We start from the raw sequence: 23,225 nt of genomic DNA, 5'->3' as shown, positions 1-23,225 counted from the left end.
ATGGCCCAATATAAGCCGGAATGGCTGAGCCTCGTGGAGGAGGCACCCATCGACCCGGATCTGCCGATCATCGATCCGCATTGCCATCTGTATGATGACCCTGTCCGTCGCGCGACCATGGGCGGTTTCATGACAGAGGAATTTCTCAAGGAAATTCATGATTCAGGCCATAAGGTCGTGTCGACGGTCCATTGCGAGGCCTACAAGACTTTCGTCGACGCGGACGCCCCGCCGGAGTTGCAGGCCGTGGCGGAAACGCGGGCCGCGGTGCAGGTCGGTGAAGAGTCGCAGCAGCGCGACCCGGCCGGCCCACGTCTGTCCGAAGGCATTATCTGCGCGGCCGACCTTACCCTCGGCGATCGGCTCGACGACGTACTCGCCGCGCATCGGGAGGCGGCAAAGGGTCGGTTGCGGGGCGTGCGATCGTGGACGATGAGCGATCCCGACGTCGCCTTGCCCTATGAAGCGCCCGTCGACCTGATCGCCGATCCGGCCTTCGTCGCCGGAGCGAGGCGGCTGGTGGATCACAAGCTGACATGGGATGCGGCGGTGTTTCATCCGCAGATTCCCTATGTCGCGGAACTTGCGGAAAAGCTGCCGGATCTGCCCATCATCCTGAACCATGTCGGCATTCCGATCTATACGGGACGTTTCAAGGACAAGCTGCAGGAGACGTACCAGCACTGGCTGGCGATGATGACCGATCTTGCCCGCTACCCCAATGTCTACGTCAAGGTGTCGGGACTGCTGATGGGCTTTTCGGGCCGCGCCTTCGATGACCATCCGACGCCGCCGACCTCGCAGCAGGCGGCAAATGCGATGGAGGATCATTATATCCCCACGATCGACCTTTTCGGACCCGAACGCTGCATGTTCACCAGCAATTTCCCGCGAGACCGCCTTGGCATTTCCTATGGCGTCCTCTGGAATGCGCATCGCATTCTTGCGAGCCGCTACAGCGCGGAGGAACGCGCGGCCTTGTTCCATGGGACCGCCGCCAAGGTCTATAATCTGCAGGACCCGGCGTAAGAGGATTCGCGCGGCTCTGTGACAAGGCGCCCGGACGGTCCTTCGCCGGCCGGGCGTGCCCACCGACCGGCGGTCATGCGCTAACGGAAGAAACTGGAATGGGAATGAACGACCTGAACTTCACCGGAAAGCAGGTGGTTGTCGTTGGCGGCTCCAGCGGTATCGGCAATGCGACCGCACACGCCTTTCGCGAGGCGGGCGCTGACGTGCTGGTCACCGGCACGCGGCCTTCCGCAGAAGCCTATGGCCCTGAGGAGGGGAGTTCCTTCCAGGGCCTCGCCTATTCCCAGCTGGTCGTGGGGGATGCCGACTCAGTCGCCGCGTGGCAGCCCGATGTGAAGCGCCTTGACGTGCTGGTGCTCTCGCAAGGGTCGGTTGCGTATCGCAGGCAGGAATTCGAGCCGGAAACCTTTCGTCGGATCGTCGACATCAACCTCAATTCCATGATGGACTGCGCCGCGCGGTTGAAGCCGCTGCTTTCTGCCAGCTCCGGCAACATCGTCACGATCAGTTCGGTGGGCGGCGTGCGCGCGACGATCGCCAACCCTGCCTATTCCGCCTCGAAGGCGGGGCTCATCCACCTGACGCGCGTGCTGGGCGCAGCATGGGCGCGTGACGGCATTCGTGTGAACGGCATCGCCCCAGGCCTGGTCGAGACCAAGATGATCGCGGTCACAACCCAAAATCCCGAACGTCTGGCCGCGCGCCTCGAAGGCATACCGCTGCATCGCCTTGCCAGCCCGGCCGAAATCGCTTCGATCGCGCTGTTCCTGGCCTCTCCGATGTCCAGCTACATTGTCGGCCAGACCATCATCGCCGACGGAGGCAGAACGCTAACCTGAACCGCCCGGCTGCTGGCGGCTTCCGCCGCCACGCCCGAGGCGCAACGAAATTTGGGAGTCATCATGAACGACGTGGTATTTCAGGAAAAACGAGGCGAGATCGGGATCATAACCGTCAACTCACCGCCGGTGAACGCCTTTGGAATTGCGGTGCGGCGTGGGTTGGATGCTGCGTTTGGGCAGCTCAAGGCGGACGATGCCGTCAAGGCGATCGTGGTGATCTGCGCGGGCAAGACCTTCTTTGCCGGAGCAGACATTTCCGAATTCGGCAAGGAACCCGAAGAGCCGCTGCTCGGCACGATATTCGATGGAGTCGAAAATGCCGGAAAGCCGGTGATCGCCGCGATCCACGGATCGGCGCTGGGCGGGGGGTGTGAATTCGCGCTCGTCTGCAATTATCGCGTCGCCGTGCCAAGCGCGCGGATCGGCCTGCCAGAAGTCAAGCTGGGCCTTCTGCCCGGCGCGGGCGGCACCCAGCGCCTGCCCCGCATCATCGGGCCGGAACTGGCGCTGGACCTGATGCTTTCCGGGCGTCCCATCGGCGCTGACGAAGCGTTCCGGCTCGGCATGTTCGACAAGATCGTTCCTGACGACGCGCTTCTGGATGGCGCCGTGGAATTCGCGCGTTTCGTGCTGGCGGGAAACAAGCCGTTGGTGAAGATCCGCGATCGGCGCGACCAGATTGATCCGTTCAAGGACAAGCCCGAGATATTCGCCGCCGCGCGGGCCAGGTCGGCGAAGGCCGCACGCGGCTTCATGGCGCCGGAAAATATTATCAAGGCCGTGGAGGCCGCCGTCACGCTCCCGTTCGATGAAGGCATGGCGCGTGAGCGGCAGTTGTTCGAAGAGCTGCGGGTTTCCGTGCAAAGCGCGGCGCAGCGCTATTATTTCTTCGCCGAGCGACAGGGCGGCAAGGTGCCCGGCCTGGCCAAGGATTGTCCTCCTCTGCCTATCGCGCGCGTAGGGGTGATCGGGGCCGGCACCATGGGCGGCGGCATCACGATGAACTTCCTGAGCGCGGGCATCCCTGTCACGCTGGTGGAAATGTCGCGCGAAGCTCTGGATCGTGGCATCGGCATCATCCGGAAGAATTACGAGAACAGCGCGAAACGAGGCCGTCTGACGGATGCGGAGGTGGAAAAGTGCATGGCGCTGATCACCCCTGCGCTCGACATCGCGGAGCTTTCGGACGTCGATCTGGTGATCGAAGCCGTTTTCGAACGGATGGACGTCAAGCAGGAGATTTTCGGCAAGCTGGATAAGGTGACCAAGCCGGGGGCCATCCTGGCCAGCAACACCTCCTTCCTTGATCTCGACCAGATCGCGGCCGCGACCAGCCGTCCCGAAGCGGTGGTTGGCCTGCACTTTTTCTCGCCCGCCAATGTCATGAAATTGCTGGAGATCGTGCGCGGCGCCAGGACATCCGATCAAGTGCTGGCGACGGCGCTGAAAGTCGCGGGCCAGATCGGCAAGGTGCCGGTCGTCAGCGGCGTCTGCGACGGCTTTATCGCGAACCGGATCATGACCCTGCGTCGCGAACAGGCCGACGCGCTGATATTGGAGGGCACCTCGCCCAAAGCGGTGGACAGGGCCGTGTATAATTTCGGCTTCCCCATGGGGCCTTTTGCGACGCTGGACCTGGTCGGCCTGGACGTCATCAACCGCCAGGAGCCGTTCCGCACCGTCAAGCAGGACCTGCTTGATGCCGGAAGGCGCGGCCAGAAGGCGGGCGCCGGCTTTTACGATTATGACGAAAACCGCAAGGCGTCGCCTTCGCCGCTGGTCGCCAACATCATTGCGGAAGTCGCTGCCGAACGCGGCATCGCACAGCGTCCGCCGCTGACCGAGGATGAGATCATCGCACGCCTCCTCTATCCGGTCGTCAACGAAGGCGCGCGGATCCTTGAGGATGGGATCGCGTTGCGGGCATCGGATATCGATGTCGCCTGCATACTGGGCTATGCTTGGCCGCTTTATACCGGAGGGCCGATGTTCTGGGCGGATCAGGTTGGCTTGCCCCGGATCGTTGCCGAATTGCGCAAGCTCGCGCAGGACTATGGTCCCCGTTTCGAACCGGCGCGCCTGCTGGTGGAAAAGGCTGAAACCGGCGGTAGCTTCACCGGCTGACGGCGTGCTTGGCGGCCGGCGCAACGCTGGCCGCCATAGCGATACTTATCCTTCTTTCTTGCCGACCGGCTTGCCGAGCATCGTGTCGGAAATGATGCGCAGCTGAATTTCCGACGTGCCTTCAAAGATCTTGGTCAGTCGGGCATCGCGCCAGAAGCGTTCGATCGGGTGGAGCGTCGTGTAGGCGGCGCCGCCGACTATCTGCAACGCCTCGCTCGTCACCTCTTCAGCCATTTCGGCGGCCAGATATTTGATCATGGACGTTTTTACCTTCGCGGGCCGGCCGGCGTCGATTTCCTCGCAGACATGGTACAGCAGCTGGCGGGCGGCTTCGATTCTGGTGGCCATCGTCGCGATCTTGAAGCGGATCGCCTGAAAATCCGATATCGGTTGCCCGAATTGCACGCGTTCATGCGCATAGCCGACCGCATGGTCCAGCGCCGCTTGCGCCAGGCCGATGGACCTGGCGCCGGTCTGCGCACGCGCCAGTTCAAGGGCATGGGCGGTGTCCTGAAACGCACGCCCGGTATCGGCCGCTTCCGGGTCGGCGGGTACGCGCACGCCATCGAAATACAGTTCCCACGTCTTCCACCCGAAATAGCCGATCTTGGGGATCGGCGAACCGGTAACGCCCGCAGGCAGCTGTCCGCGCGGCTTTTCAACGTTCAGGCTGATGGTGCCTGCCTTGGCTCCGCTCTCATCGTCGATCCGGCACAGCACGCGGATGAAATCCGCGCCATCGGCGAAGGTGCACCAATATTTGCTGCCGGTAATGACCCATTCGTCGGCCTCGCGGCGAGCGCGGCAAGACACGCCCGACAGGTCCGATCCCGTGCCAGGCTCAGACAAGGCGGCGGCTCCCAGATAGCGGCCCTGCGCCATCGCCGCTATTTTCCGGCTCTTTTCCTCAGCTGTTCCGCTCACGCCGCGATAGAAGGCGTTTCCGCGCGCGGGCAGGCTGGCGACGCTCATCCAGCCCTTGGCCAGTTCTTCGGTGACGAGGCAATATTCATAGGCGCCAAGGCCAAGGCCGCCCAGTTCTTCCGGGATGAGAATGCCGAAGAAACCGAGTTCGCCCATACGGTCGATCAGCGCAGGCGGGAAATCGGCCTTTTCGGGATCCAGCCGATCCGCAAGGGGCCGCACTTCGTTGCGCGTAAAGTCCCGGGCAAGCTGCTGTATCATGAGCCGCTCTTCGGTCATGCCGCTCGCGAAACCGGCTGCCTGCTGCATATCCATTTTCGGGTTCCTTCAATGCTGGCCGATGCCGCGCCTGATTTCAAAACTGACTAGAGCCGTTGCCGCCCTGATAGCTGCGGATGATCTTCACCCGGTCGCCCGGCTTGGCGGTTTCCCACCCGTCGAGCAGTTCCTTTGTGAACGCGTCGCGGATCGCCGGCGCGGCAGAGCGGTTCGCCGCCGCCAGCGCATGCGGCAGCTCCGCCAATGTCAGATCGGTGCAATAGGCCGCCGTTCCCGGCTGCTGCCGCCATGATTCCGCCAGCGGGCCCGCATCGAACGGGTCGAACCCGGACAGGTCGACCAGATCCATCACGATGCGCTTGGCGCGGGCATCGTCACCTGCCACCGGCAGGGCGACGCGCCCCGGCGTGCCCGCCGGTCTGCCTTCGTCGCGCAGGCTTTCTGCAATGATGCTGTTATAGGCCTTTATGACCGGGCGCCCCAGCTTGCGGGACACCCACAGGCTTTCCGCTTCCCCGCCCTCGATCTCGGCGATGGGTGGGTCGCGGAAGGGCATGTAGTTGCCGGTATCCACGATCACCAAGTCATCGCCGGCCTTGGAAAACAGGTCGGCGGGCAGCGTGGGAATGTTCATCTGCGGGATCGAGATGAAAACCACATCCGCGCCATAGACAGCTTCCACTATCGAACCGGCATGGGCGCCTAATCCTGATGCCAGATCGGTGAGGCTGTCTGCACCGCGTGAGTTGGAGATCGTCACCTCATGGCCTGCTGCAGCATATCTGCCCGCCAATATGCCGCCGATCTTCCCGACGCCGATCATTCCGATCTTCATGACCCGCACTCTCCCATCATTGTTGCTCGCGCCTCATGTTTCGGCGCTTATCGGGCCAGCGATCGAGCGATGGCCACCAGCTTTCGGCATTGTTCGAGATGCAGCAGCTCCACCATCTTGCCGTCCACCCGCAGCGCGCCGGAACTGGCGTTCTCCGGCTTGGCAAAGGCTTCAATCACGGCGTTCGCGAAGCTGATCTCGGCCTCTGTTGGCGAAAAGACAGTGTTCGCGATCTCGATCTGGCCGGGATGGATCAGCGTCTTGCCGTCGAAACCGAATTCCAGCGCCTGCCGGCATTCTGCCTCCAGTCCCGATATGTTCTGCAAATCATTATACACCCCGTCGATGATCGTCAGGCCCGCCATCTTCGCCGCTGTGACCGCCAGCGACAGTTGCGGAACAAGGGACGCGCGACCGGCAACCAGACGGGCATTGGTTTCCTTGCACAGGTCGTTGGTGCCCATGACGAAGGCCGCAAGACGCGTCCCCTGTGCGGTGTCGGCGATGTCGGCCAGGTTGAAGATCGACCGGGCGGTTTCGATCATGATCCACAGTCGGGTGGGGGCGGGGAGCGAACCCATCAGGGCGTCATAGGCCCGAACGTCGCCAGTCGTGGAAACTTTGGGCGCCAGCACTGCGTCGGGCGCGACAGGGGAGGCGGCGATGGCTTCCATATCCGCGCGGCCCCATGGCGTATCGAGGCTGTTGACGCGCACCACCACTTCCCGATGGCCAAAACCTCCTTCGCGAACCGCCTCCAGCGCACGGGTGCGCGCATCGTTCTTTTCATCCGGCGCAACCGCATCTTCAAGGTCGAGGATGACCGCGTCGCAATCCAGGCTGCGCGCTTTTGCGAGCGCCTTGGCGTTGGAGGCAGGCATGTACAGCACGCTGCGCACCGGCTTATATTCCATGTCAGACACAAATGCTCCTTGAAGGTGTCGTTCAGCTTCTGGCAGCTGCCATTTTAGGGGTGCGGGGTCGCTTTATAGCAAGCCCAATCCATCACCCCGACCATGTTGATTGCATCAGTAATGACGCGGTTCTCATCGCCCGTTCGATCATCGCGGTGGCATGCGGATCGCGCCATCAAGACGGATTGTCTCTCCATTGAGCATCGGATTTTCGATGATCTGCCCGACCAGCATCGCGAATTCGGACGGTTGCCCGAGACGAGCGGGGTGGGGGATAGCCTTGCCCAGCGCATCCAGCACTTCCGGCCCGAAGCGAGAAAGGATCGGCGTGTCGAAGGTGCCCGGCGCGATGGTGCAGACGCGGATGCAATGCCGCGCCAGATCGCGCGCGGCGACCAGCGTCATTCCGACGATACCGGCCTTCGCCGAGGCGTAGGGAATCTGTCCGATCTGGCCTTCAAAAGCGGCGACGGAGGACGTGAGGACAACGACGCCGCGATCCCCGTCGACGGGTTCATTCTTCGCCATGCGGGCCGCGCCCTGGCTGAGCACGTTGAACGTGCCGGTCAGGTTCACGCGCACGATTTCCTCGAACAGTTCGAGCGAACCGGGATCACCGCTCCTTTCGACGACGCGCACCGTACCGCCACGGCCCGCGCAGTTGACGACGGCGCGCAGCGGTGCCATCGCCACCGCCGCGTCGAAGGCCGCCGCCATCTGCGCCGGGTCGGTGATGTTGGCCGGTACGAACTGCGTATCGCCGCCGATCTCCCGCGCCACGGCAGCGCCAGCGGAACTTTCCAGATCGGCAATGACGACCTTCGCGCCCTGATTAACCAGCCGTTCCACCGTCGCCCGGCCCAGACCGGATGCGCCGCCGGTCACGACGGCCGAAAATCCCCTGATATTCATAACGTCCTCACAGTCGTTCGATGATCGTTGCGTTGGCTTGTCCGCCCGCCTCGCACATGGTCTGCAGCCCGAACCTGCCGCCCGTCTCTTCCAGCCCGTTCAGCAGCGAAGCGAGCAGGCGCGTGCCCGACGCGCCCAGCGGATGGCCCAAGGCGATCGCTCCGCCGCGCGGGTTAAGGCGCGCAGGATCCACCTGCATTTCCCGCTGCCAGGCCAGCGGCACCGAAGCAAAGGCCTCGTTCACCTCGAAATGGTCGATGGCGTCGGCCGTCAGCCCGGCCTTGCGCAGCACGCGCCGCGTGGCGGGGATGGGGGCGGTCAGCATGAGCAGCGGATCATCGGCAATGACGTCCAGGGCGACGATGCGGGCGCGCGGCGTCAGCCCCATCCGCATCGCCGCAGCTTCCGCCATGACCAGCGCCATCGCTGCCCCGTCTGTGATTTGCGAAGAATTGCCAGCGGTCACGCTCCAGTTGATCTGGGGGAACTCGGCCGCGATGGCGTCGTTGTTGAAGGCCGTGCGCAACTGCCCCAAAGCTTCTATGGTCGTGCCCGGACGGATGGTCTCATCCTCGCCGACCATTCCTTCCGGCGTCAGGATCGGCACGATCTCGCGCGCCAGCCCGCCGTCGCGGCGCCGGGCGTCGGCCAGTTCATGCGAGCGCACGGCGAGGGCGTCCATTTCCTCACGGCCGATCTGCCAGCGGGCGGCGACAAGTTCCGCCGCCACGCCCTGCCCGACATCCACCGGGTAGCGCGCGCGATAGCCCTTTCCGAACACGTCCTGCCCCAGCCGGGCGCTGCCCATCGGCACGCGGCTCATCGATTCGATGCCGCCGGCCAGCGCGATCTGGTAATCGCCCGAGGCGATAGCCTGAACCGCGAAATGAAGCGCCTGCTGGCTCGATCCACAGCGCCGGTCGACCGTGGTCGAAGGGACATGGACAGGCAGTCCGGCGGCGAGCCAGGCAGAGCGGCCGGGCGGAAATCCCTGCTCGCCCGCCTGGCTGACGCAGCCGACGACGACATCATCGACCATCGCTGGATCCAAAGACGGATTGCGGGCCAGAAGCCCTGAAATTGTCTGCGACAACAGATCGACCGGATGGACCTGACTCAACGATCCGCCAGTCTTGCCGCGTCCCATCGGAGACCGCACAATATCGACGATCACGGGGTTGTTCTGCATGGATTTATTCCTGTTCAAAGCATCTCGTCGGGCCTAGCGGTCGTCCGAAGGCGCGGGCCGAGATGACGGGATTGATATATTCGCGGACATGCGCGATCCGGCCGTCGCGGATATCATAACGGAAGATGTAGCGGTTTCGGTACGATGTGCCGTCGGCCAGCGTGATGTCGCCGCGCTGTTCGATGAACAGGCGGCTCCCGTCCGCCAGGATTGACAGGTCGACATCCTCCAGGGCGCCAAAGCGCATGTCGCGCGAAAGCGTGTCCTGCCAGAATGCGATGATCGCGTCCGCCCCCGTGAAGCGGCGGCATTCCGACGGATCGCTCGAACCGCTTTCGGAAAAAGGGAATTCATAGACAGCGTCGGGCGTCAGCGCGTGCCGCAGCGCGTCCATGTCGCGGCGTCCGATGGCCGCGTAGAAGCGCGCAACGGCGACCTTCGCCGCTCGGCGCAAGGTCGGGTCGTCGTGCGGCGCGTCGTCGCTGCGCAGGAGTTCAGCCAGCGTGAGTGACATCGGCTGCTGCGCCGAAGGACGCCGCCTCATAGCGCTGGAAATGATATTCCGTCGAACCCAGCTGGTGTGCGATTGCAACAAGGCGGGTGAAGTAGTCGGCGACTGGCAGCTCTCGCGTCATGCCCATGCCGCCATGAATCTGCACCGCACCCTCGCCGACGAACCTGGATGATTGGTCGATCAGCACTTTTGCTGCCGATACCGATTTCACCCGGCTTTCCACCGGACCTGAAAGACTGGCGGTCGCCATGATGGTCATGGAGAAGCTTTCCTCGACCTTGATGAACATTTCCGCCATGCGATGCTGCAGTGCCTGGAATTCGCCGATCGCCTTGCCGAACTGTTTTCGCTGCTTGGCATAATCGACTGTCCATTGGAGCAACATTCGCTGGATGCCCAGGGACTCCGCGCAAAGGGCGGCGATCCCCGCATCGAACGCTGCCGTCAGCCGTCCGGCTGCATCCTCACCCTGCGCGATCATTTTTTCGGCCGGGACTACGACATCAGCAAAAACAATGTCGGCGCAACGCCCGCCGTCCACCAGCCTGGCGTCTTCGCGGGATATGCCGGGGATGTCGGCCTGCACCAGGAACAGCCCGAGGCCAGTGTTGCCGCCAAGGTCGGCGGCTACCACAAATTGCGTAGCCCTGCCGGCACTGCGCACCAGCGATACATGGCCCGACAGGGTAAAGCCCGATCCGTTTGCCCGCGCGACAACGGGTCCCCTGCCTTCGGGTGCGGGAAGCGGCCATTGGATGGCGGGGATGATGATCTGTTCTCCAGTCATCACGGCCTGAAGAGCCTCGTCGCCCGGTCCCGTCAACAACGGCCCGGCCATCACGATGGACTCCAGCCATGGCTCGACCGACAGCGCCTTGCCCAGTTCTTCCATGATGATCATGTTGCCGGTCGCGCCGGCGCCGAAACCGCCAATGGCTTCGGCGAACGGTGCTGCCAGCAAGCCCAGTTCAGTGGCGAAGCCGCGCCAGATATCCGGCGAGAAGCCGTCGGCCGTCTTGGCGGTCTCGCGACGCTTTTCAAAGGGAAGTTGATCACGAAGGAAGGCGGCCAGCGTTTCGCGCAGCATGGCCTGTTCGTCGTTATATTCGAAATTCATGTGTCGCATCCATCTGCCGCAAGCGTCAAAACAGGATCAGAGTCCGAGCGCCCGTTTGGCGATAATTTCCATCTGGATTTCATTGGACCCGCCGTAGATCGAGGCCTTGCGCATATTGAGATAATGGTCGGCCGCGCGCCGCGCGCGCCGGGGTCCTGCCATGCCGCCATCGGCGATCGGTGGCTTGCCGCCATGATCGATCAGTCCGTGCGGTCCGGCCGCTTCCATCGTCAGTTCAGTCGCGCGCTGGGCGATCCGGCTCCCTCGGGTCTTGAGCATGCTCAGCAGAGCTGTCGCGTCCTCCCCGCCATTGATCGCGGCCAGCGTCCGCAGATCAGAGATTTCCAGCGCCATCAGTTCGATCTCGAGCTGGGCGATCTGGCGCCTGAAGGCAGGCGCCTCGATAATGGCGCCGCCCTGACCGTCGAGCGGTTCGGCCGCCAGCGCACGCAATTTCTTGATGCGGTTCTTGGACCGGCTGACCTCCGCCAGGTTGGACCGCTCATGCTGGAGCAGGTATTTTGCGCAGGTCCAGCCCGCATTTTCATCATGAATCCGGTTCTCGACCGGCACGATGACATCGTCGAGCCATATCTCATTGACTTCCCAGTCGCCGCCCAGCGTCTCGATCGGGCGGACGATCAGTCCGGGGCTTGCCATGTCGATCAGGAGGAATGATATGCCCGCCTGCTTCTTGACCGTGGTATCGGTGCGTACCAGAAAGAAGCCCCAATCCGCATATTGCGCGAAAGTCGTCCAGGTCTTCTGACCGTTGACGCGATAATAATCCTTGCCATCCTCGCCCTTGAAGCGCTCTGCGGTGGTTCGCAGGCTCGCCAGGTCAGATCCTGCGCCCGGCTCACTGAAACCCTGGCACCACCATGTTTCCGCACGAACCATTGGCGGCAGGAAGCGCGCTTTCTGTTCCGGGGTGCCGAAGCGCTGAATCACCGGGCCGCACATGGAAACACCCATCGAAAAGACGCGGATGGTGCCGGCGGCTTCCAGTTCCTCCTTGAAGATATGGCGCTGTGTCAGGGTCCACCCGGTCCCGCCATATTCCGTAGGCCAGCTCGACCCCAGCCAGCCCTTCCTGGCGAGTATCCGCATCCAGATCATATAGTCTTCGCGGCTATATTCTTCATTGTTGGCGGTTTTATCGCGCAGGTACTGCGGATATTCGCTCGCGATGAAATCAGCCACTTCCCGACGGAAGTTTTCATCGCCTGAGGTGAATATCTGGTCCATGCTGATCCTCTATGTTCTCATGTCATGATTTTGGGCGAAGCATGGCCGTATCTCGACCCCGCAGCAAGTGCCGCAGGGCCGCAACTATTCGGGTTCGGGCGTTATCTCATATGCAATGCGGAAATAGCCAGCGCATCGATGGCAAAGTCTTCATTTCATTACGAATGCAATCGTTCCTTGCGTGACCTCTTCTGAATCGCGTTATATTGTCGCGGCAAGCCATGACAGTCGAACGGGAGAGAAGAAGATGTCCGCGTCCATCTGTACGGAAGCGCCAAAGTCTCTGCATGCCGGCTTTCGGTCATGGATGGTTCTTGCGATGTTGTCCGCACTCTATGTCTTCTCTCTCATAGATCGCCAGATTTTCGTCCTGCTGATCGGCCCGATAAAGGCGCAGTTCCAGCTCAGTGATGTGCAGATCGGGCTGCTGATCGGGACGGCCTTTGCTGCGGTCTATTCGTTTCTGGGTATTCCCGCAGGGCGCATAGCCGATCGAGGCAATCGCAAGCTGCTGATTGTGGCAGGCGCGGTCATCTGGTGCCTGTCCACGATCGCGTCGGGCTTTGCGGCCAGCTATGCAGTTCTGGTCCTGCTTCGGCTTGGACTTGCCGCCGGCGAGGCGGTGTTGACCCCCGCAGCGCACTCAATGATCGGCGATCTTTTCCCGCCTGAAAAGCGAAGCCTTGCCGCGAGCCTGTACACGTCTGCCGGGTTGATTGGCGCGCCGCTCGCCTTTTCCGGCGGCGCGCTGGTTATTTCCGGCATAGAAGGCATGATGGCCGGTGGCGTCCGGATCGACATGCAGGTGTGGCAAATCGTCCTTTTCATTGTGGGCTTGCCTTCACTGGCCTTGGCAATCCTATTTTTACTGCTGGTGCGCGAACCATTGCGGTCAAGCGAGCCCGATCACGTGCAGGCGCTTGCCAAGGGTGATATCCTGCGACAGATCGCCTCCCGCAAGAAATTGTATGCAGGCCTTTTTATCAGTTCGGTTCTGGCCTCAGGGTGCAGCTATGCGCTCAATTACTGGACGATCGAGTCGTTGAAACGGGATTTCGGCTGGTCTGCGGTGGAGGCTGGATCGGCATTTGGCCCGGTCATTTTTCTGGCAAGTGTCACCGGGGTTTTGGGCGCGCCGTGGATCACTGCTCGCCTGAGGGCGCGGGGTCGCGCCGATGCGGTGGTTCTTGCCAGCTTCGCATTTTTGGCCGCCGCCTTTGTCTCTCTCGCGGTCGGACCGCTCCTGTCCCACCCGGCGCTGCGTCTGACGCTGATCGGGGTCGGGCTGATCGGTGCGCTCGGTAGCGGTATGAACATCGTGATTTCGATGCAGCAGGTTGCGCCAGCCCGGATGCGGGCGACGTTCGTGGCACTGCTTTACATGGGCATCACGCTGTTCGGTGCAGGAGCGGTTCCGGTGGTGGTGCCACTGGTCGGATCAATGATCGGCGCGTCAGGCTGGTTGAGCGCGGGGCTGGCTATTGTCTGCGCCGCTCTCAGCGCGGTTGGCCTGTTCTTTCTCTGGTGGATACGCGCCGACTTCGAGCGTGAAGCAATCGCTGGCTTTCCGGCCGTTGGTGCCAGCACATGATGCCCACGGCCCGGCGGGAAAGCCCATAGCGATGCAGGTGCTGACCGAGCGGATCGGTCAGCGCCAAGCCTTCAGGTGCCGGCGGGGAAGGTGATGACACTGCGCGCTACTTCGCCATGTTCCATCTCTTCATAGGCTTCGTTGATCTCGTCCAGATCGATGGTTTGGGATACGAGATCATCGAGGTTCAGCTGACCGCGCAGATACAGATCCACATATAGAGGGATGTCGTGGTAAAAATTCGAGGAGCCAAGCCAAAGTCCCCGTACGCCTTGCTGGCGGGGCAGTATCGCGCTGTCTCCCGGCGAAGGGTGTAGCGTCAGTTCAGCACCCGGCGCCATGCCGCCTATCAGATATGTGGTGCCACCAAAACCGAGCACCGCCATCGCTGATTCTGCGACTGCCGGCACGCCGACCATGACAAAGGCATGATCCACGCCGGCTCCGTCCGTGAGTTCCAGGATCGCGGCGACCGCGTCCGCAAGCGAAGAGTTGACCACATCGGTTGCCCCGAACTTCCGGGCAAGGCCGAGCTTCGCCTGCTGGATATCGACCCCGATGATCCTGGTCGCACCCGCCAGTTTCGCTGCCTGAATGGCATTGAGGCCGACGCCACCGCAACCGAAGATGACGACGGATTGCCCAGGAGAAACCTTGGCGGCGTTGAACACGGCGCCGCAGCCGGTGACGACCGCGCAGCCGATGATCGAAGCCTGCGGGAACGGCATCGACTTGTCTATCGCGACCAACTGGTTTTCATGGATCAGCGCCTGTTCGGCGAAGCCGCCCAGGCCTTGAAGTTGGCCAAGGCATCCGCAGCCGTCATGTATTCTGCACTCGCTTGCCGCGGCATCGCGGTCGAGTGCGCCAGGGTTGGAACATGCGTTCAGGTTGCCGCGAAGGCACGCCTGGCAATGGCCGCAGGGCTGCAATGCTGCGGCGACGACATGGTCACCAACCTGGATGCGCGTGGCAAGGGGGCCAACCGCCTTTACGACGCCTGCGATTTCGTGCCCCAATATGATCGGCGTGGATATGCCCATGCCGGTTTTCGCAACCGTGATGTCGCTATGGCAGAGTCCCGATGCGCGGACCTCCACCAACACTTCCTTGCCGACGGGGGTAGAAACCGCAACGTCTGCAATTTCGAATTTTCCACCAATATCTCGGGTCACTGCCGCACGCACGATGCTGAATCTCCTGCCAAATGCCCCAAAGGATTGGGACGATATTAAACCTTGCCATCCCTATTCATAGATATGCGGCGAAACCGCTCTAAATATTCGGACTTTATTGCATACGTAATCTCGGTTGCCAGATATTGCGACCTTTCGAAATAGGGATCAATTCAACCATGGAATAGGCGCAGGCGACTGCAGGGCGCCGCATAAGCTCACAACATTTAAACAGGAGAGGATCCCATGAATCGGAAGGTGGCTATTTCGTTGGCCTCGCTGGCCGCGATCATATCGAGCCCGGCTCTGGCACTCGCTCAGGAACAGCCCGCGTCGCGCGCAGCCCCATCGGCGCAGGATCAAGTCGCCGTCAGCGCCTCGGACATCATCGTGACCGGCACTCGCATCGCCAGGGACGGATCGCAGGCCCCGTCGCCGATGACGGTTTCCACGGCTGAAGATCTCAAGAAGGTCGCACCGACTTCATTGATTGCCGGCCTGACGCAATTGCCCCAATTCAGCGGATCGCTGACCAATACCAGCGCGCGGTCGATTGCGGCGATTGTAGGAAACCATGGCGACTTCGTGAACCTGCATGCCATCGGCGCGGTGCGGACTCTGGTCCTGCAAGATGGCCGGCGTCTTTCACCGACCACATTCACAGGTCTGATCGACACCTCCATCATACCGCAGCTTCTGGTCAAGCGGGTCGAAGTCGTGACCGCCGGCGCCTCCGCCACCTATGGTTCGGATGCTGTGTCCGGTGTCGTCAACTTCATTCTCGATGACAAGTTCAAAGGTCTCAAGGGCGTCGTTCAGGGGTCAATCGCCTCGCGCGGCGACAATGAAAATTATCGCGTGGCGCTCGCCTATGGCGCGCAGATCGGCGACCGGATCAATATCGTGGCCTCGGTCGAGCGTTATCAGACCGGCGGCTTCAAATTCCAGGACCGCCCGCCATACGGCAACTATAATATTGCGGTCGGCAGTGTTCCGGGTGGCGGCACTCCGGGCCTCGCGCCCAATCCGCTGGTTGACGGCCGTAACATCCGCTTCGCCCTGGCGACGGCGGGCGGCAATATTCTCAGCGGTCCTTTCGCCAACTATGTGTTCACGACGCCGGGCGTGTATCGCCCGATCGACGTCGGAACCAGGACCGGAAGCCCCGGTCTGTTTGTGGGCGGCGACTACCACAAGTGGGACGGCCAATGGCAGGCAGTTCCGGCCACCACAAACACGGCGTTTTTGCGAGTCAATTTCGAAGCCAGTGATGACATCACGGCGTTTATCCAGGTGAACGGGGCCAATACAAAGCAACGTTATGCCGACGGCGACGGCCGGGTTGGCCAGGGTCAGACACTTTATCCGCTCAACAGGACCTATTTCACCGAAAATCCCTTCCTCCCGCCGGCGATGGCATCTGCCCTTGTTGGTGCAGGCCAGTCCTCGTTCAAAATGAGCCGCATGATCCTTGAAACCGCCAATAACGGTACGCATGACGATTCGAATTATTATAACGCCGCCCTTGGATTGAAGGGTGGACTGGGCGGGTTCCACTGGGATCTGACATACCAGCATTCATGGTCAAAATATCGCAGCAAGAACAAGGATATACGGCAGGACAGGTTCGCTGCCGCGACCGATGCGGTGCTCAGCCCGTCCGGCCAGATCGTCTGCCGGCCCACGCTGGATCCTGATCCGGCGGTGCGGGCAAGGTTCGCTGGCTGCGTCCCGCTCAATCTCTTCGGTCAGGGCGCTCCGTCGGCGGACGCGCTGGCCTATATACGCGACGTGTCCCAATATGCCGCAGTGACGAAGCTGGACAATGTCGCGGCCAACATCACCGGCGATCTGTTCAACCTACCCGCAGGAGCCGTGTCGGTGGCGGTCGGTGCGGAATATCGCAAGTCCAGCCTGGACATGACGAGCAATTCCGATCCCCTGATTCTTGCCGACCCGACGGGCCTTCGGAACCTGCCGACCAATGCCGCTCGCTTCCTGCTCAACAATTTCGCCACGGCGCATGGTTCCTACAATGTGAAGGAAGCCTATGGAGAAATCGCGGTTCCGATTTTCAAGGATCAGCCTTTCGCCAAATCCCTGGAGCTGAATGGCGCCGCGCGCGTCACCGACTATTCGACCAGCGGCACGGTCACGACCTGGAAGGGCGGTGCCGTCTGGGAAGTTCTGGACGGCCTGCGTTTCCGGGCGACGCGGTCGCGCGATATCCGCGCGCCTACCCTGTTCGACCTTTACAATCGGGGCGCGGCGATCGACGCGACCTTCTTCGACCCGCATCTGCAAAAGCAGATTGTCGTATCGCGGGTTACGCGCGGCAACCCCGATCTGAAGCCTGAGGTCGCCAACACGTTGAGTCTGGGCGTTGTGGTTCAACCCCGCGCGATACCTGGCTTCACGCTGTCGGTCGACTATTACGACGTCAAGCTGAAGGGTGCGATCCAGTCGCTCAATACCGACATCGCTGCCAGAACCTGTGAGGCAAGTGGCGGCACCAGCCCATTATGTGCCCTGATCGTCCGCAATCCTGCCTTGCCATATAGTGACCGTTCGGATGCAAATGCAGCGCGCGCGATCATCAACACGCCCGCCAATCTGGCAGGTCTCAAAACGAGAGGCTTCGATATCGAGGCAAGTTACCGCCATCCGCTTTTTGGCGGCGATCTCTTCACCCGCCTGTTCGTGACCTATGTCGACCGCTACACCATTCAAGACAGCGCTTTGCAGGCGCCTGTCGAGCTCGCTGGCTGGACGGAAGGCATCATCTCGTCTGTCGGAGCTTCGGTTTCCAAGGTTCGCGCCAGCCTACAGGCGACATATTCGACCGATCGTTTCAGCGTGACGGCGCAGGAACGCATGATCGGGCGCATGAAGCGAGGGCCGATCAATATATGGGCCGAACCTGATCTGCCGGCGGTATTCTACACCGACCTTACCTTGTCCTATAAGCTGGGTGAAGATCGTGACAGCGAACTCTTCTTCACGGCAAACAATCTGTTCGACCGCAAACCCCCGTTCATCGCAACGGGACCCAGCCCGGGCCTGTATATGGCTACTTTGACCGACGTCTATGATACGGTCGGCCTGGCGTTTACCGCAGGTGTCCGCTTCAAGTTCTGAAATGCTGCTGATGATGAGCCGCCTGAGGGCGGCTCCTTCTCGGCGAGGCAAGCAGTGGACAGGCGAGAGGATGAGTGATGAAGGTCTTTGAAACGCTTCGCTATGAAGTCGAAGACGCGATTGCGACCATCACGCTCAACCGCCCCGAGCGCATGAACGCGCTGACCAATGAAATGGCCAACGAGCTCATCGCAGCGTTCGATGAGACCGACGCGGACGACGCTGTCAGGGCGGTGATCGTCACCGGGGCTGGCGACCGGGCCTTTTGCGCGGGTGCAGACATCGGCCAAGGCAGGGCGCTGTTCGATTACAGCCAGCGTAAGGATGCGGATGCCAAGCCGGTCGTCAACGGCGTCTATCTGGACATGGGCGGCCGTGTGGCGCTCCGCACCTTCGACAGCCTTAAGCCCATCATTGGGGCGGTAAACGGGGCGGCGGTCGGATTTGGGGCCAGTATCCTGTTGCCGATGGACGTACGGATCGCCGCTGACGATGCGCGGTTCGGCTTTGTCTTCGCGCGTCGTGGTATCGTGCCGGAGTCGGCCGCCTCCTGGTTTCTTCCTCGCATCGTCGGCATCTCGACGGCGCTTGAATGGTGCTATTCGGGGCGGGTCTTTACTGCCGTTGAGGCGCTTGATCGGGGATTGCTTCGGTCCCTCCACGCACCTGACCAGCTGATGGCGGCGGCGCGCCAGCTGGCGCATGATTTCATCGACGATTCGGCCCCTGTATCCCTGGCCATGACGCGCCAGATGATGTGGAAGATGTTGACGGCGGATCATCCCATGGAAGCGCACAAGATCGACAGCCGTGGCGTGATGGAGCGGGGCCGCTCCGCAGATGCCGGAGAAGGGATTGCCGCCTTTCGCGAGAAGAGGAAGGCGCATTTTTCAGACAAGGTGTCGGAGGACATGCCGGCCTTCTTCCCGTGGTGGACCGACCGGCAGTTCGAATGAAGCGACCAGTCAAACGCACCATTGCACATATGATAAAGCCCCAATTCAGCCATCTCTCGTTCTGCTCCCTCTGTTTCGAAAGGGCAAGTTCTGACACGATATCCGCTACTGTACGGATATGAGCGAATGAGAGGATGAACATGACGGGGCAGGTCGAAGGCAAGATCGCTATTATCACGGGCGCCGCTTCTGGAATGGGCGCGGCGGTCGCGCGGCTGATGTATGCAAACGGCGCATTTCTTGTCCTGGCCGACATTTCGGAAGGCGTGACCAAGCTCGCCGATGAACTTGGTGAGCGGGCGGTAGGAATTGTGAGCGATGTCGGCGCCCGCGCTGACGCGATCGCGATGGTCGATCTCGCCGTGTCGAAGTTCGGCGGAGTGGATATCCTCTGCAACATTGCCGGCTATCCCGGCGACAATCGCGGGACATTGGTCGATTGCAGCGACGAAAATTTCGACAAGCTCGTCGCCATCAACTTCCGTGGACCTTTCATGACCATGAAAGCCGCCATACCGCACATGATCGCGCGGGGCGGCGGCTCCATCGTGAATGTCGCATCCACGGCCGCGCTGAAGGGCTATCCCTCGCTCGTCGTCTATGGCGGCTCAAAGGCCGGTCTGGTCGCCCTCACGCGTGGTGCCGCGGTCGAATTCGCAGCACAAAATGTCAGGGTGAACGCGATCTGCCCCGGACCGCATGAAACGCCGATGCTGCTGGCTGCTGTCGAGGCGAATCCGGCATCCAGGGAGAAGATCATCGGCGGTGTTCCGATGCACCGCCTTGGCAAGCCGGAGGAAATTGCCCAGGCGATCTATTTCTACGCAAGCGACGCGTCCGCTTTTGTTACCGGCACCGTGCTGCCGGTTGAAGGCGGGCAGACGGCATAATAGCAAGGTTCGATGAGCATGATGCATCGAATCTTGGCCGAGCCCGCGCGGCGCCTGAGCGAAACCCACTTGTGGTCGGTCGAAGACCAGGCACGATGGTAAAAGGCCGCGAGTTCCGGCCGATATGCCGGTAGACTGGTGCTGCTGAGTTATCCCGGGCCCGCTGATCCGATGCGATAGGATCGGTTGCGCTTTTTTTGGGCCCGGGTCGCGGACATGGTGGGGGAGGAGCCGACGCTGCCCATCGGTTCACATTACATACGTGCTAAGGCTACCGCGCTGGCCGGTGGCGCTGGATCGTTGAAAGATTCGCCTTTATCGTCGCCTCCTGTCCCGGCGTCGGGTCGCGCCAGCCAATCGGGCATCCAGTCTGCGATGAAGAGCGGCGACAACACGTCTGAAAATTGAAGCGGAGAGTTGATATGGTCACGAAGGAATTGCCGGATCGTTTTGGTGACGCCGAGATGCTCAGGGCTCCATACGACTATTATTCGCAACTCCGTGACGAAAAAGAAGTATTTTTCTCGAAGGCGCTTAATGCCTTCGTCGTATCCAGATTCGCGGACAGCGAAGCCGTTCTCAAGAATACGACTGTTTTCGCCAACACCCCTCCTCTCAACCAGGCCACGGCGATGGCTGCGTACACCGAGCGCTATTACAAGCTCTATGACGATGCAGGCGTTCCCCGTCGCGTGCCGGTGCTGGCGATGACGGACGGCAATCTCCACCTGCGATATCGCGAGCTCATCAACCCACGCTTCATGCCTTCAGCGATCAAGCGGATGGACGATGCCCTGGTGGCCGTGGTCGACGGGTTGATCGACGGCTTCATTGAGCGCGGCGCGAATGGTGAAGGTTCCGTCGAACTCTATCGTGAGTTTGCGCTGCTGGTTCCCTTATATTTCTTCTGCGACACGCTTGGCGTGCCCCGGACGCATATTCAGTTGATGCAGGACGCTGGCGCAGCCTCGATTGCGTTGGTGACCGGCGGATTGCTGGATGAGGAAGGACGGGTCGCTGCCCATCTCAAGCTCATCGAATTCGCGAAGTTCATTCAGGAGAATATCCAGAGGCTGCGGGCTGAGCCCGATGACAGCCTGCTCAGCCACATGATTCACAGCGAGACGCGCGACGGCGATCGCCTGAGCGAGCAGGAAGTCATATCGATGTGCGCCACCCTGAACACCGGAGGGAACGAAACCACGACCAATGGTCTAGGCAACACACTCTATGCAGCGATCAAGGACCCCCAGACGCTGCAGCGCCTCGCCGAGAATCGTGATCTCATCCCCAAGTTCATCGAAGAAGTCATGCGTTTCGACAGCCCCATCGCCGCTGCTACGCGTTGGGCCAAGGAAGATACGGTCATCGGCGAAACGGCTATTCCCAAGGGCAGTTGCATACATGTGCGTCTGGCGTCGGGAAATCGCGATGAGACGAAGTACATGCATGCCAACGAATTCGACCCGGAGCGCGCCAATGTTCGCAACCACCTGGGTTTCGGCCATGGTATCCATTACTGCGTCGGCGTTCATCTGTCCCGATCGGAAATCAGGATCGGACTGAACAGGCTGATCGATCGGCTTGAGGATATGCACATTGATACCAGCAAGGGGCCGATCGAATATGCCGAGGCTGGGATGGTCCATGGACTGAAGGCGCTGCCGATCACATTCAGGAAGCGCCAAGACTGATCAGCCGCGTCGCTGGCCGGGGCCTTCCCATCGGTAAATCAGTTGCGAAGAATGCGAATTAAGGGAGAGGAATCTATGCCAGATAGCGACGGCCCGGTACTGGACAAGAAATCGACCGACCCGAAATCCTCGTTGACGCCGGATTTCAGATCGAACGATCCTTATTGCTGGTTGCCTGGTGATCCGGCCTATCAGCTCCCTCAGGAATGGCTGGAAAGCCCGGTGCCCGAAAAGCACTCGATACGGATTCTGGCTTCTTATGAAGACGCCGGGTTCAACCGGATGGCGGCCTTCATGGGGCCGGCATTCAGGGACCCTTCCTATGGAGAACTGACCCTTGCCGAGCGAGAATTCATTGGGGTTGTCGTTTCGTCGATAAACCATTGCGTTACATGCCTGATCATCCATCAGCACCTGCTGGGCGAGTATATCGGAGACCATGGCCGGGCGAAGCGGATTGCCATCAACTACAGGGGGGTGTCGCTTTCCGAACAGGAACGCGCGATCGCGGATTTCTGTGTGAAACTCACAGAACAGCCCGGTAGAATGGAGCTGGCCGATCTGCAGAAATTGCGCGACGCCGGAATTAGCGACCGGAAAATATATTATATCGTCGAGATGGCCTCGATGTTCAATATGACAAACCGTTTGACGTCAGGCTTCGGCCAACGTCCGGATGACGAATTCATCGCCGAAATCGCACCAGCGGCATCCGAATAATCCCGAGCTTGGAAGGCTTGCCGGGTTGGTGGTATCGCCAATCCCCGGCAAGACACGGCGCTTTCGCACCGCCCTAAATTCCTCGAGTGGTTGAGGGCCGGGAAGCTGGCGGCGGTGTTCCGCTGCCAGCCTCGGGACAGATGAAGCGATGCTCAGGCGAAGATTTCAGCACGCACCCAGTCGACGGTCGCATCAGGCGAGGCCAGTCGCGCAGCACCCAGCAATTTCTCCCAATAGCCTTCCGACCCATCCGCCAGGCGCCACTCATGCAGCCGGCGCGTCAGCAGCTGGAGGTCATACTCTTCGCTGATGCCAATAGCGCCATGGACCGCGTGGGCGGTTGCCGCGATCCGTGGGGCTGCCGCAGATGCGGTCGCCTTCGCCGCCGCCGCGACCGCCATGGGTACTTCCAGCCCCTTCGAAAAGCCGATCTGCGCGGCGATGCGGCAGGCGATCATGTCTTCACCCATGACCGCCAGCATATGTTGCAGCGATTGCTGTCGACCGATAGGCTTGCCGAACTGGACGCGCTCATTCGCGAACTGGGTCGAGATATGCGTCAGCCGCTCGGCCGCGCCGGCGATCAGTGCGGCCCGCACGACAGCGGCGATCGCGCGCAGGCCGCTGACGGGGCGACGAAGGGTCGTTCCCGATGCCGTGCCGGTGAGACGCATCGATAGCGAATGATATGCGCCTGTGGGCGCGGGCGACAAGGCGTCCAGGGGAACAAGGCGCAGGAGTTCGCCATCGTCGACCAGCGCATGCGTGGCCGTGGCGGCGCAGAGCGCAGGCTGGACCAGGTCCGTCACCAATATGATGGGGCCGTCGGGCCTGTCGACACCTGCTGTTGCAAGTAACGCCCGTGCAACCATCGTTTCGGCTATGGGCAGGGGCACCGGTTGCGCGCCGATGGCCTGAAACAACGGCTCAACGTCGGCGAGCGTAAGTCCCGCGCCGCCAAGCTCCTCATCGACAAGCGCGTCCAGGAAGCCCGAATCCAAGAAGGCCTGCCACATCTGGTCGTAGGCGCCGCCGGCTTCGATCGCGCGAACGGCGGCGGGTGGTGCGGCATCTTCCAGAAGGCGTTTGAACGGTTCGAGCAACTCGATCATGTCCATGGTCATTTTCCTC

At 61.4% G+C, this 23,225-nt stretch carries 19 protein-coding genes; 9 read left to right on the top strand and 10 right to left on the bottom strand.

The annotated features are described in order from the left end of the window. The 3 genes from AAC640_RS15885 to AAC640_RS15875 all read left to right on the top strand — a co-directional run bounded on the left by AAC640_RS15885 (window position 1) and on the right by AAC640_RS15875 (window position 3,998). Entirely contained in the window at window positions 1-1,029 is a 1,029-nt protein-coding gene (locus AAC640_RS15885) for an amidohydrolase family protein (RefSeq protein WP_340268002.1), read from the top strand. Window positions 1,030-1,133: 104 nt separating this feature from the next. Then, on the top strand, window positions 1,134-1,871 hold the full coding sequence (locus AAC640_RS15880; protein WP_340268000.1) for an SDR family NAD(P)-dependent oxidoreductase: 738 nt from the start codon (window positions 1,134-1,136) through the stop codon (window positions 1,869-1,871). Window positions 1,872-1,934: 63 nt separating this feature from the next. Further along, window positions 1,935-3,998 (top strand): 3-hydroxyacyl-CoA dehydrogenase NAD-binding domain-containing protein, encoded by a 2,064-nt coding sequence (locus AAC640_RS15875; RefSeq protein WP_340267998.1) that lies wholly within the window; start codon window positions 1,935-1,937, stop codon window positions 3,996-3,998. A gap of 45 nt (window positions 3,999-4,043) precedes the next feature. Here the strand turns inward: AAC640_RS15875 and AAC640_RS15870 are convergent, their stop codons facing one another. From AAC640_RS15870 to AAC640_RS15835, 8 genes are all read right to left on the bottom strand, one after another. Next, window positions 4,044-5,237: an acyl-CoA dehydrogenase family protein gene (locus AAC640_RS15870; protein ID WP_340267996.1), complete on the bottom strand. Its 1,194-nt coding sequence runs from the start codon at window positions 5,235-5,237 to the stop codon at window positions 4,044-4,046. A gap of 40 nt (window positions 5,238-5,277) precedes the next feature. Then, on the bottom strand, window positions 5,278-6,036 hold the full coding sequence (locus AAC640_RS15865; RefSeq protein WP_340267994.1) for an NADPH-dependent F420 reductase: 759 nt from the start codon (window positions 6,034-6,036) through the stop codon (window positions 5,278-5,280). 47 nt (window positions 6,037-6,083) lie between these two features. Then, window positions 6,084-6,950 (bottom strand): HpcH/HpaI aldolase/citrate lyase family protein, encoded by an 867-nt coding sequence (locus tag AAC640_RS15860; RefSeq protein ID WP_340268023.1) that lies wholly within the window; start codon window positions 6,948-6,950, stop codon window positions 6,084-6,086. A 147-nt stretch (window positions 6,951-7,097) separates the two neighbouring features. Next, window positions 7,098-7,862: an SDR family NAD(P)-dependent oxidoreductase gene (locus AAC640_RS15855; protein WP_340267992.1), complete on the bottom strand. Its 765-nt coding sequence runs from the start codon at window positions 7,860-7,862 to the stop codon at window positions 7,098-7,100. Window positions 7,863-7,869: 7 nt separating this feature from the next. Next, entirely contained in the window at window positions 7,870-9,051 is a 1,182-nt protein-coding gene (locus AAC640_RS15850) for a thiolase family protein (protein WP_340267990.1), read from the bottom strand. Between the two features lie 4 nt (window positions 9,052-9,055). Then, the gene (locus tag AAC640_RS15845) at window positions 9,056-9,565 is read right to left on the bottom strand and encodes a nuclear transport factor 2 family protein (RefSeq protein WP_340267988.1); all 510 of its coding nucleotides are present in this window, start codon (window positions 9,563-9,565) and stop codon (window positions 9,056-9,058) included. Next, window positions 9,546-10,682, bottom strand: a complete 1,137-nt coding sequence (locus tag AAC640_RS15840; protein WP_340267986.1) for an acyl-CoA dehydrogenase family protein — start codon at window positions 10,680-10,682, stop codon at window positions 9,546-9,548. Before AAC640_RS15840 ends, AAC640_RS15845 begins: the two co-directional genes overlap by 20 nt. A gap of 36 nt (window positions 10,683-10,718) precedes the next feature. Then, complete coding sequence (locus AAC640_RS15835) at window positions 10,719-11,930, bottom strand: acyl-CoA dehydrogenase family protein (protein WP_340267984.1); 1,212 nt, start codon at window positions 11,928-11,930, stop codon at window positions 10,719-10,721. A 319-nt stretch (window positions 11,931-12,249) separates the two neighbouring features. On the opposite strand from AAC640_RS15835, the gene AAC640_RS15830 reads away from it, so the two are divergent. After that, window positions 12,250-13,521 (top strand): MFS transporter, encoded by a 1,272-nt coding sequence (locus AAC640_RS15830; RefSeq protein ID WP_340267982.1) that lies wholly within the window; start codon window positions 12,250-12,252, stop codon window positions 13,519-13,521. Between the two features lie 71 nt (window positions 13,522-13,592). On the opposite strand, the gene AAC640_RS15825 is transcribed toward AAC640_RS15830, so the two are convergent. Then, complete coding sequence (locus AAC640_RS15825; RefSeq protein ID WP_340267980.1) at window positions 13,593-14,708, bottom strand: Zn-dependent alcohol dehydrogenase; 1,116 nt, start codon at window positions 14,706-14,708, stop codon at window positions 13,593-13,595. Window positions 14,709-14,942: 234 nt separating this feature from the next. Between AAC640_RS15825 and AAC640_RS15820 the strand changes: the two genes are divergently transcribed. The 5 genes from AAC640_RS15820 (at window position 14,943) to AAC640_RS15800 (ending at window position 22,094) form a co-directional block, all read left to right on the top strand. After that, on the top strand, window positions 14,943-17,834 hold the full coding sequence (locus AAC640_RS15820) for a TonB-dependent receptor plug domain-containing protein (RefSeq protein WP_340267978.1): 2,892 nt from the start codon (window positions 14,943-14,945) through the stop codon (window positions 17,832-17,834). 77 nt (window positions 17,835-17,911) lie between these two features. Beyond that, window positions 17,912-18,790, top strand: a complete 879-nt coding sequence (locus AAC640_RS15815; protein WP_340267976.1) for a crotonase/enoyl-CoA hydratase family protein — start codon at window positions 17,912-17,914, stop codon at window positions 18,788-18,790. A 140-nt stretch (window positions 18,791-18,930) separates the two neighbouring features. Continuing rightward, entirely contained in the window at window positions 18,931-19,680 is a 750-nt protein-coding gene (locus AAC640_RS15810; RefSeq protein ID WP_340267974.1) for an SDR family NAD(P)-dependent oxidoreductase, read from the top strand. Between the two features lie 422 nt (window positions 19,681-20,102). Then, window positions 20,103-21,374, top strand: a complete 1,272-nt coding sequence (locus tag AAC640_RS15805; protein WP_340267972.1) for a cytochrome P450 — start codon at window positions 20,103-20,105, stop codon at window positions 21,372-21,374. A 132-nt stretch (window positions 21,375-21,506) separates the two neighbouring features. Further along, on the top strand, window positions 21,507-22,094 hold the full coding sequence (locus AAC640_RS15800; protein WP_340267970.1) for a peroxidase-related enzyme: 588 nt from the start codon (window positions 21,507-21,509) through the stop codon (window positions 22,092-22,094). A 152-nt stretch (window positions 22,095-22,246) separates the two neighbouring features. Here the strand turns inward: AAC640_RS15800 and AAC640_RS15795 are convergent, their stop codons facing one another. Continuing rightward, window positions 22,247-23,218, bottom strand: a complete 972-nt coding sequence (locus tag AAC640_RS15795; RefSeq protein ID WP_340267968.1) for an acyl-CoA dehydrogenase family protein — start codon at window positions 23,216-23,218, stop codon at window positions 22,247-22,249. Window positions 23,219-23,225: the final 7 nt, after the last annotated feature.

Origin of the sequence: Sphingobium mellinum (assembly GCF_037860795.1) — a bacterium.
In the GTDB taxonomy this organism is placed as follows: domain Bacteria; phylum Pseudomonadota; class Alphaproteobacteria; order Sphingomonadales; family Sphingomonadaceae; genus Sphingobium; species Sphingobium mellinum.
This window is presented reverse-complemented; position numbering and strand designations above follow the sequence as displayed.

What these genes read in the sequence shown, in the direction of transcription:
- AAC640_RS15875 (WP_340267998.1), top strand. Translation starts at nt 1,935, where the DNA reads ATGAACGACGTGGTATTTCAGGAAAAACGAGGCGAGATCGGGATCATA.
- AAC640_RS15885 (WP_340268002.1), top strand. Translation starts at nt 1, where the DNA reads ATGGCCCAATATAAGCCGGAATGGCTGAGCCTCGTGGAGGAGGCACCC.
- AAC640_RS15815 (WP_340267976.1), top strand. Translation starts at nt 17,912, where the DNA reads ATGAAGGTCTTTGAAACGCTTCGCTATGAAGTCGAAGACGCGATTGCG.
- AAC640_RS15835 (WP_340267984.1), bottom strand. Translation starts at nt 11,930, where the DNA reads ATGGACCAGATATTCACCTCAGGCGATGAAAACTTCCGTCGGGAAGTG.
- AAC640_RS15795 (WP_340267968.1), bottom strand. Translation starts at nt 23,218, where the DNA reads ATGACCATGGACATGATCGAGTTGCTCGAACCGTTCAAACGCCTTCTG.
- AAC640_RS15805 (WP_340267972.1), top strand. Translation starts at nt 20,103, where the DNA reads ATGGTCACGAAGGAATTGCCGGATCGTTTTGGTGACGCCGAGATGCTC.
- AAC640_RS15830 (WP_340267982.1), top strand. Translation starts at nt 12,250, where the DNA reads ATGTTGTCCGCACTCTATGTCTTCTCTCTCATAGATCGCCAGATTTTC.
- AAC640_RS15850 (WP_340267990.1), bottom strand. Translation starts at nt 9,051, where the DNA reads ATGCAGAACAACCCCGTGATCGTCGATATTGTGCGGTCTCCGATGGGA.
- AAC640_RS15865 (WP_340267994.1), bottom strand. Translation starts at nt 6,036, where the DNA reads ATGAAGATCGGAATGATCGGCGTCGGGAAGATCGGCGGCATATTGGCG.
- AAC640_RS15810 (WP_340267974.1), top strand. Translation starts at nt 18,931, where the DNA reads ATGACGGGGCAGGTCGAAGGCAAGATCGCTATTATCACGGGCGCCGCT.
- AAC640_RS15840 (WP_340267986.1), bottom strand. Translation starts at nt 10,682, where the DNA reads ATGAATTTCGAATATAACGACGAACAGGCCATGCTGCGCGAAACGCTG.
- AAC640_RS15880 (WP_340268000.1), top strand. Translation starts at nt 1,134, where the DNA reads ATGAACGACCTGAACTTCACCGGAAAGCAGGTGGTTGTCGTTGGCGGC.
- AAC640_RS15860 (WP_340268023.1), bottom strand. Translation starts at nt 6,950, where the DNA reads ATGGAATATAAGCCGGTGCGCAGCGTGCTGTACATGCCTGCCTCCAAC.
- AAC640_RS15820 (WP_340267978.1), top strand. Translation starts at nt 14,943, where the DNA reads ATGAATCGGAAGGTGGCTATTTCGTTGGCCTCGCTGGCCGCGATCATA.
- AAC640_RS15855 (WP_340267992.1), bottom strand. Translation starts at nt 7,862, where the DNA reads ATGAATATCAGGGGATTTTCGGCCGTCGTGACCGGCGGCGCATCCGGT.
- AAC640_RS15870 (WP_340267996.1), bottom strand. Translation starts at nt 5,237, where the DNA reads ATGGATATGCAGCAGGCAGCCGGTTTCGCGAGCGGCATGACCGAAGAG.
- AAC640_RS15845 (WP_340267988.1), bottom strand. Translation starts at nt 9,565, where the DNA reads ATGTCACTCACGCTGGCTGAACTCCTGCGCAGCGACGACGCGCCGCAC.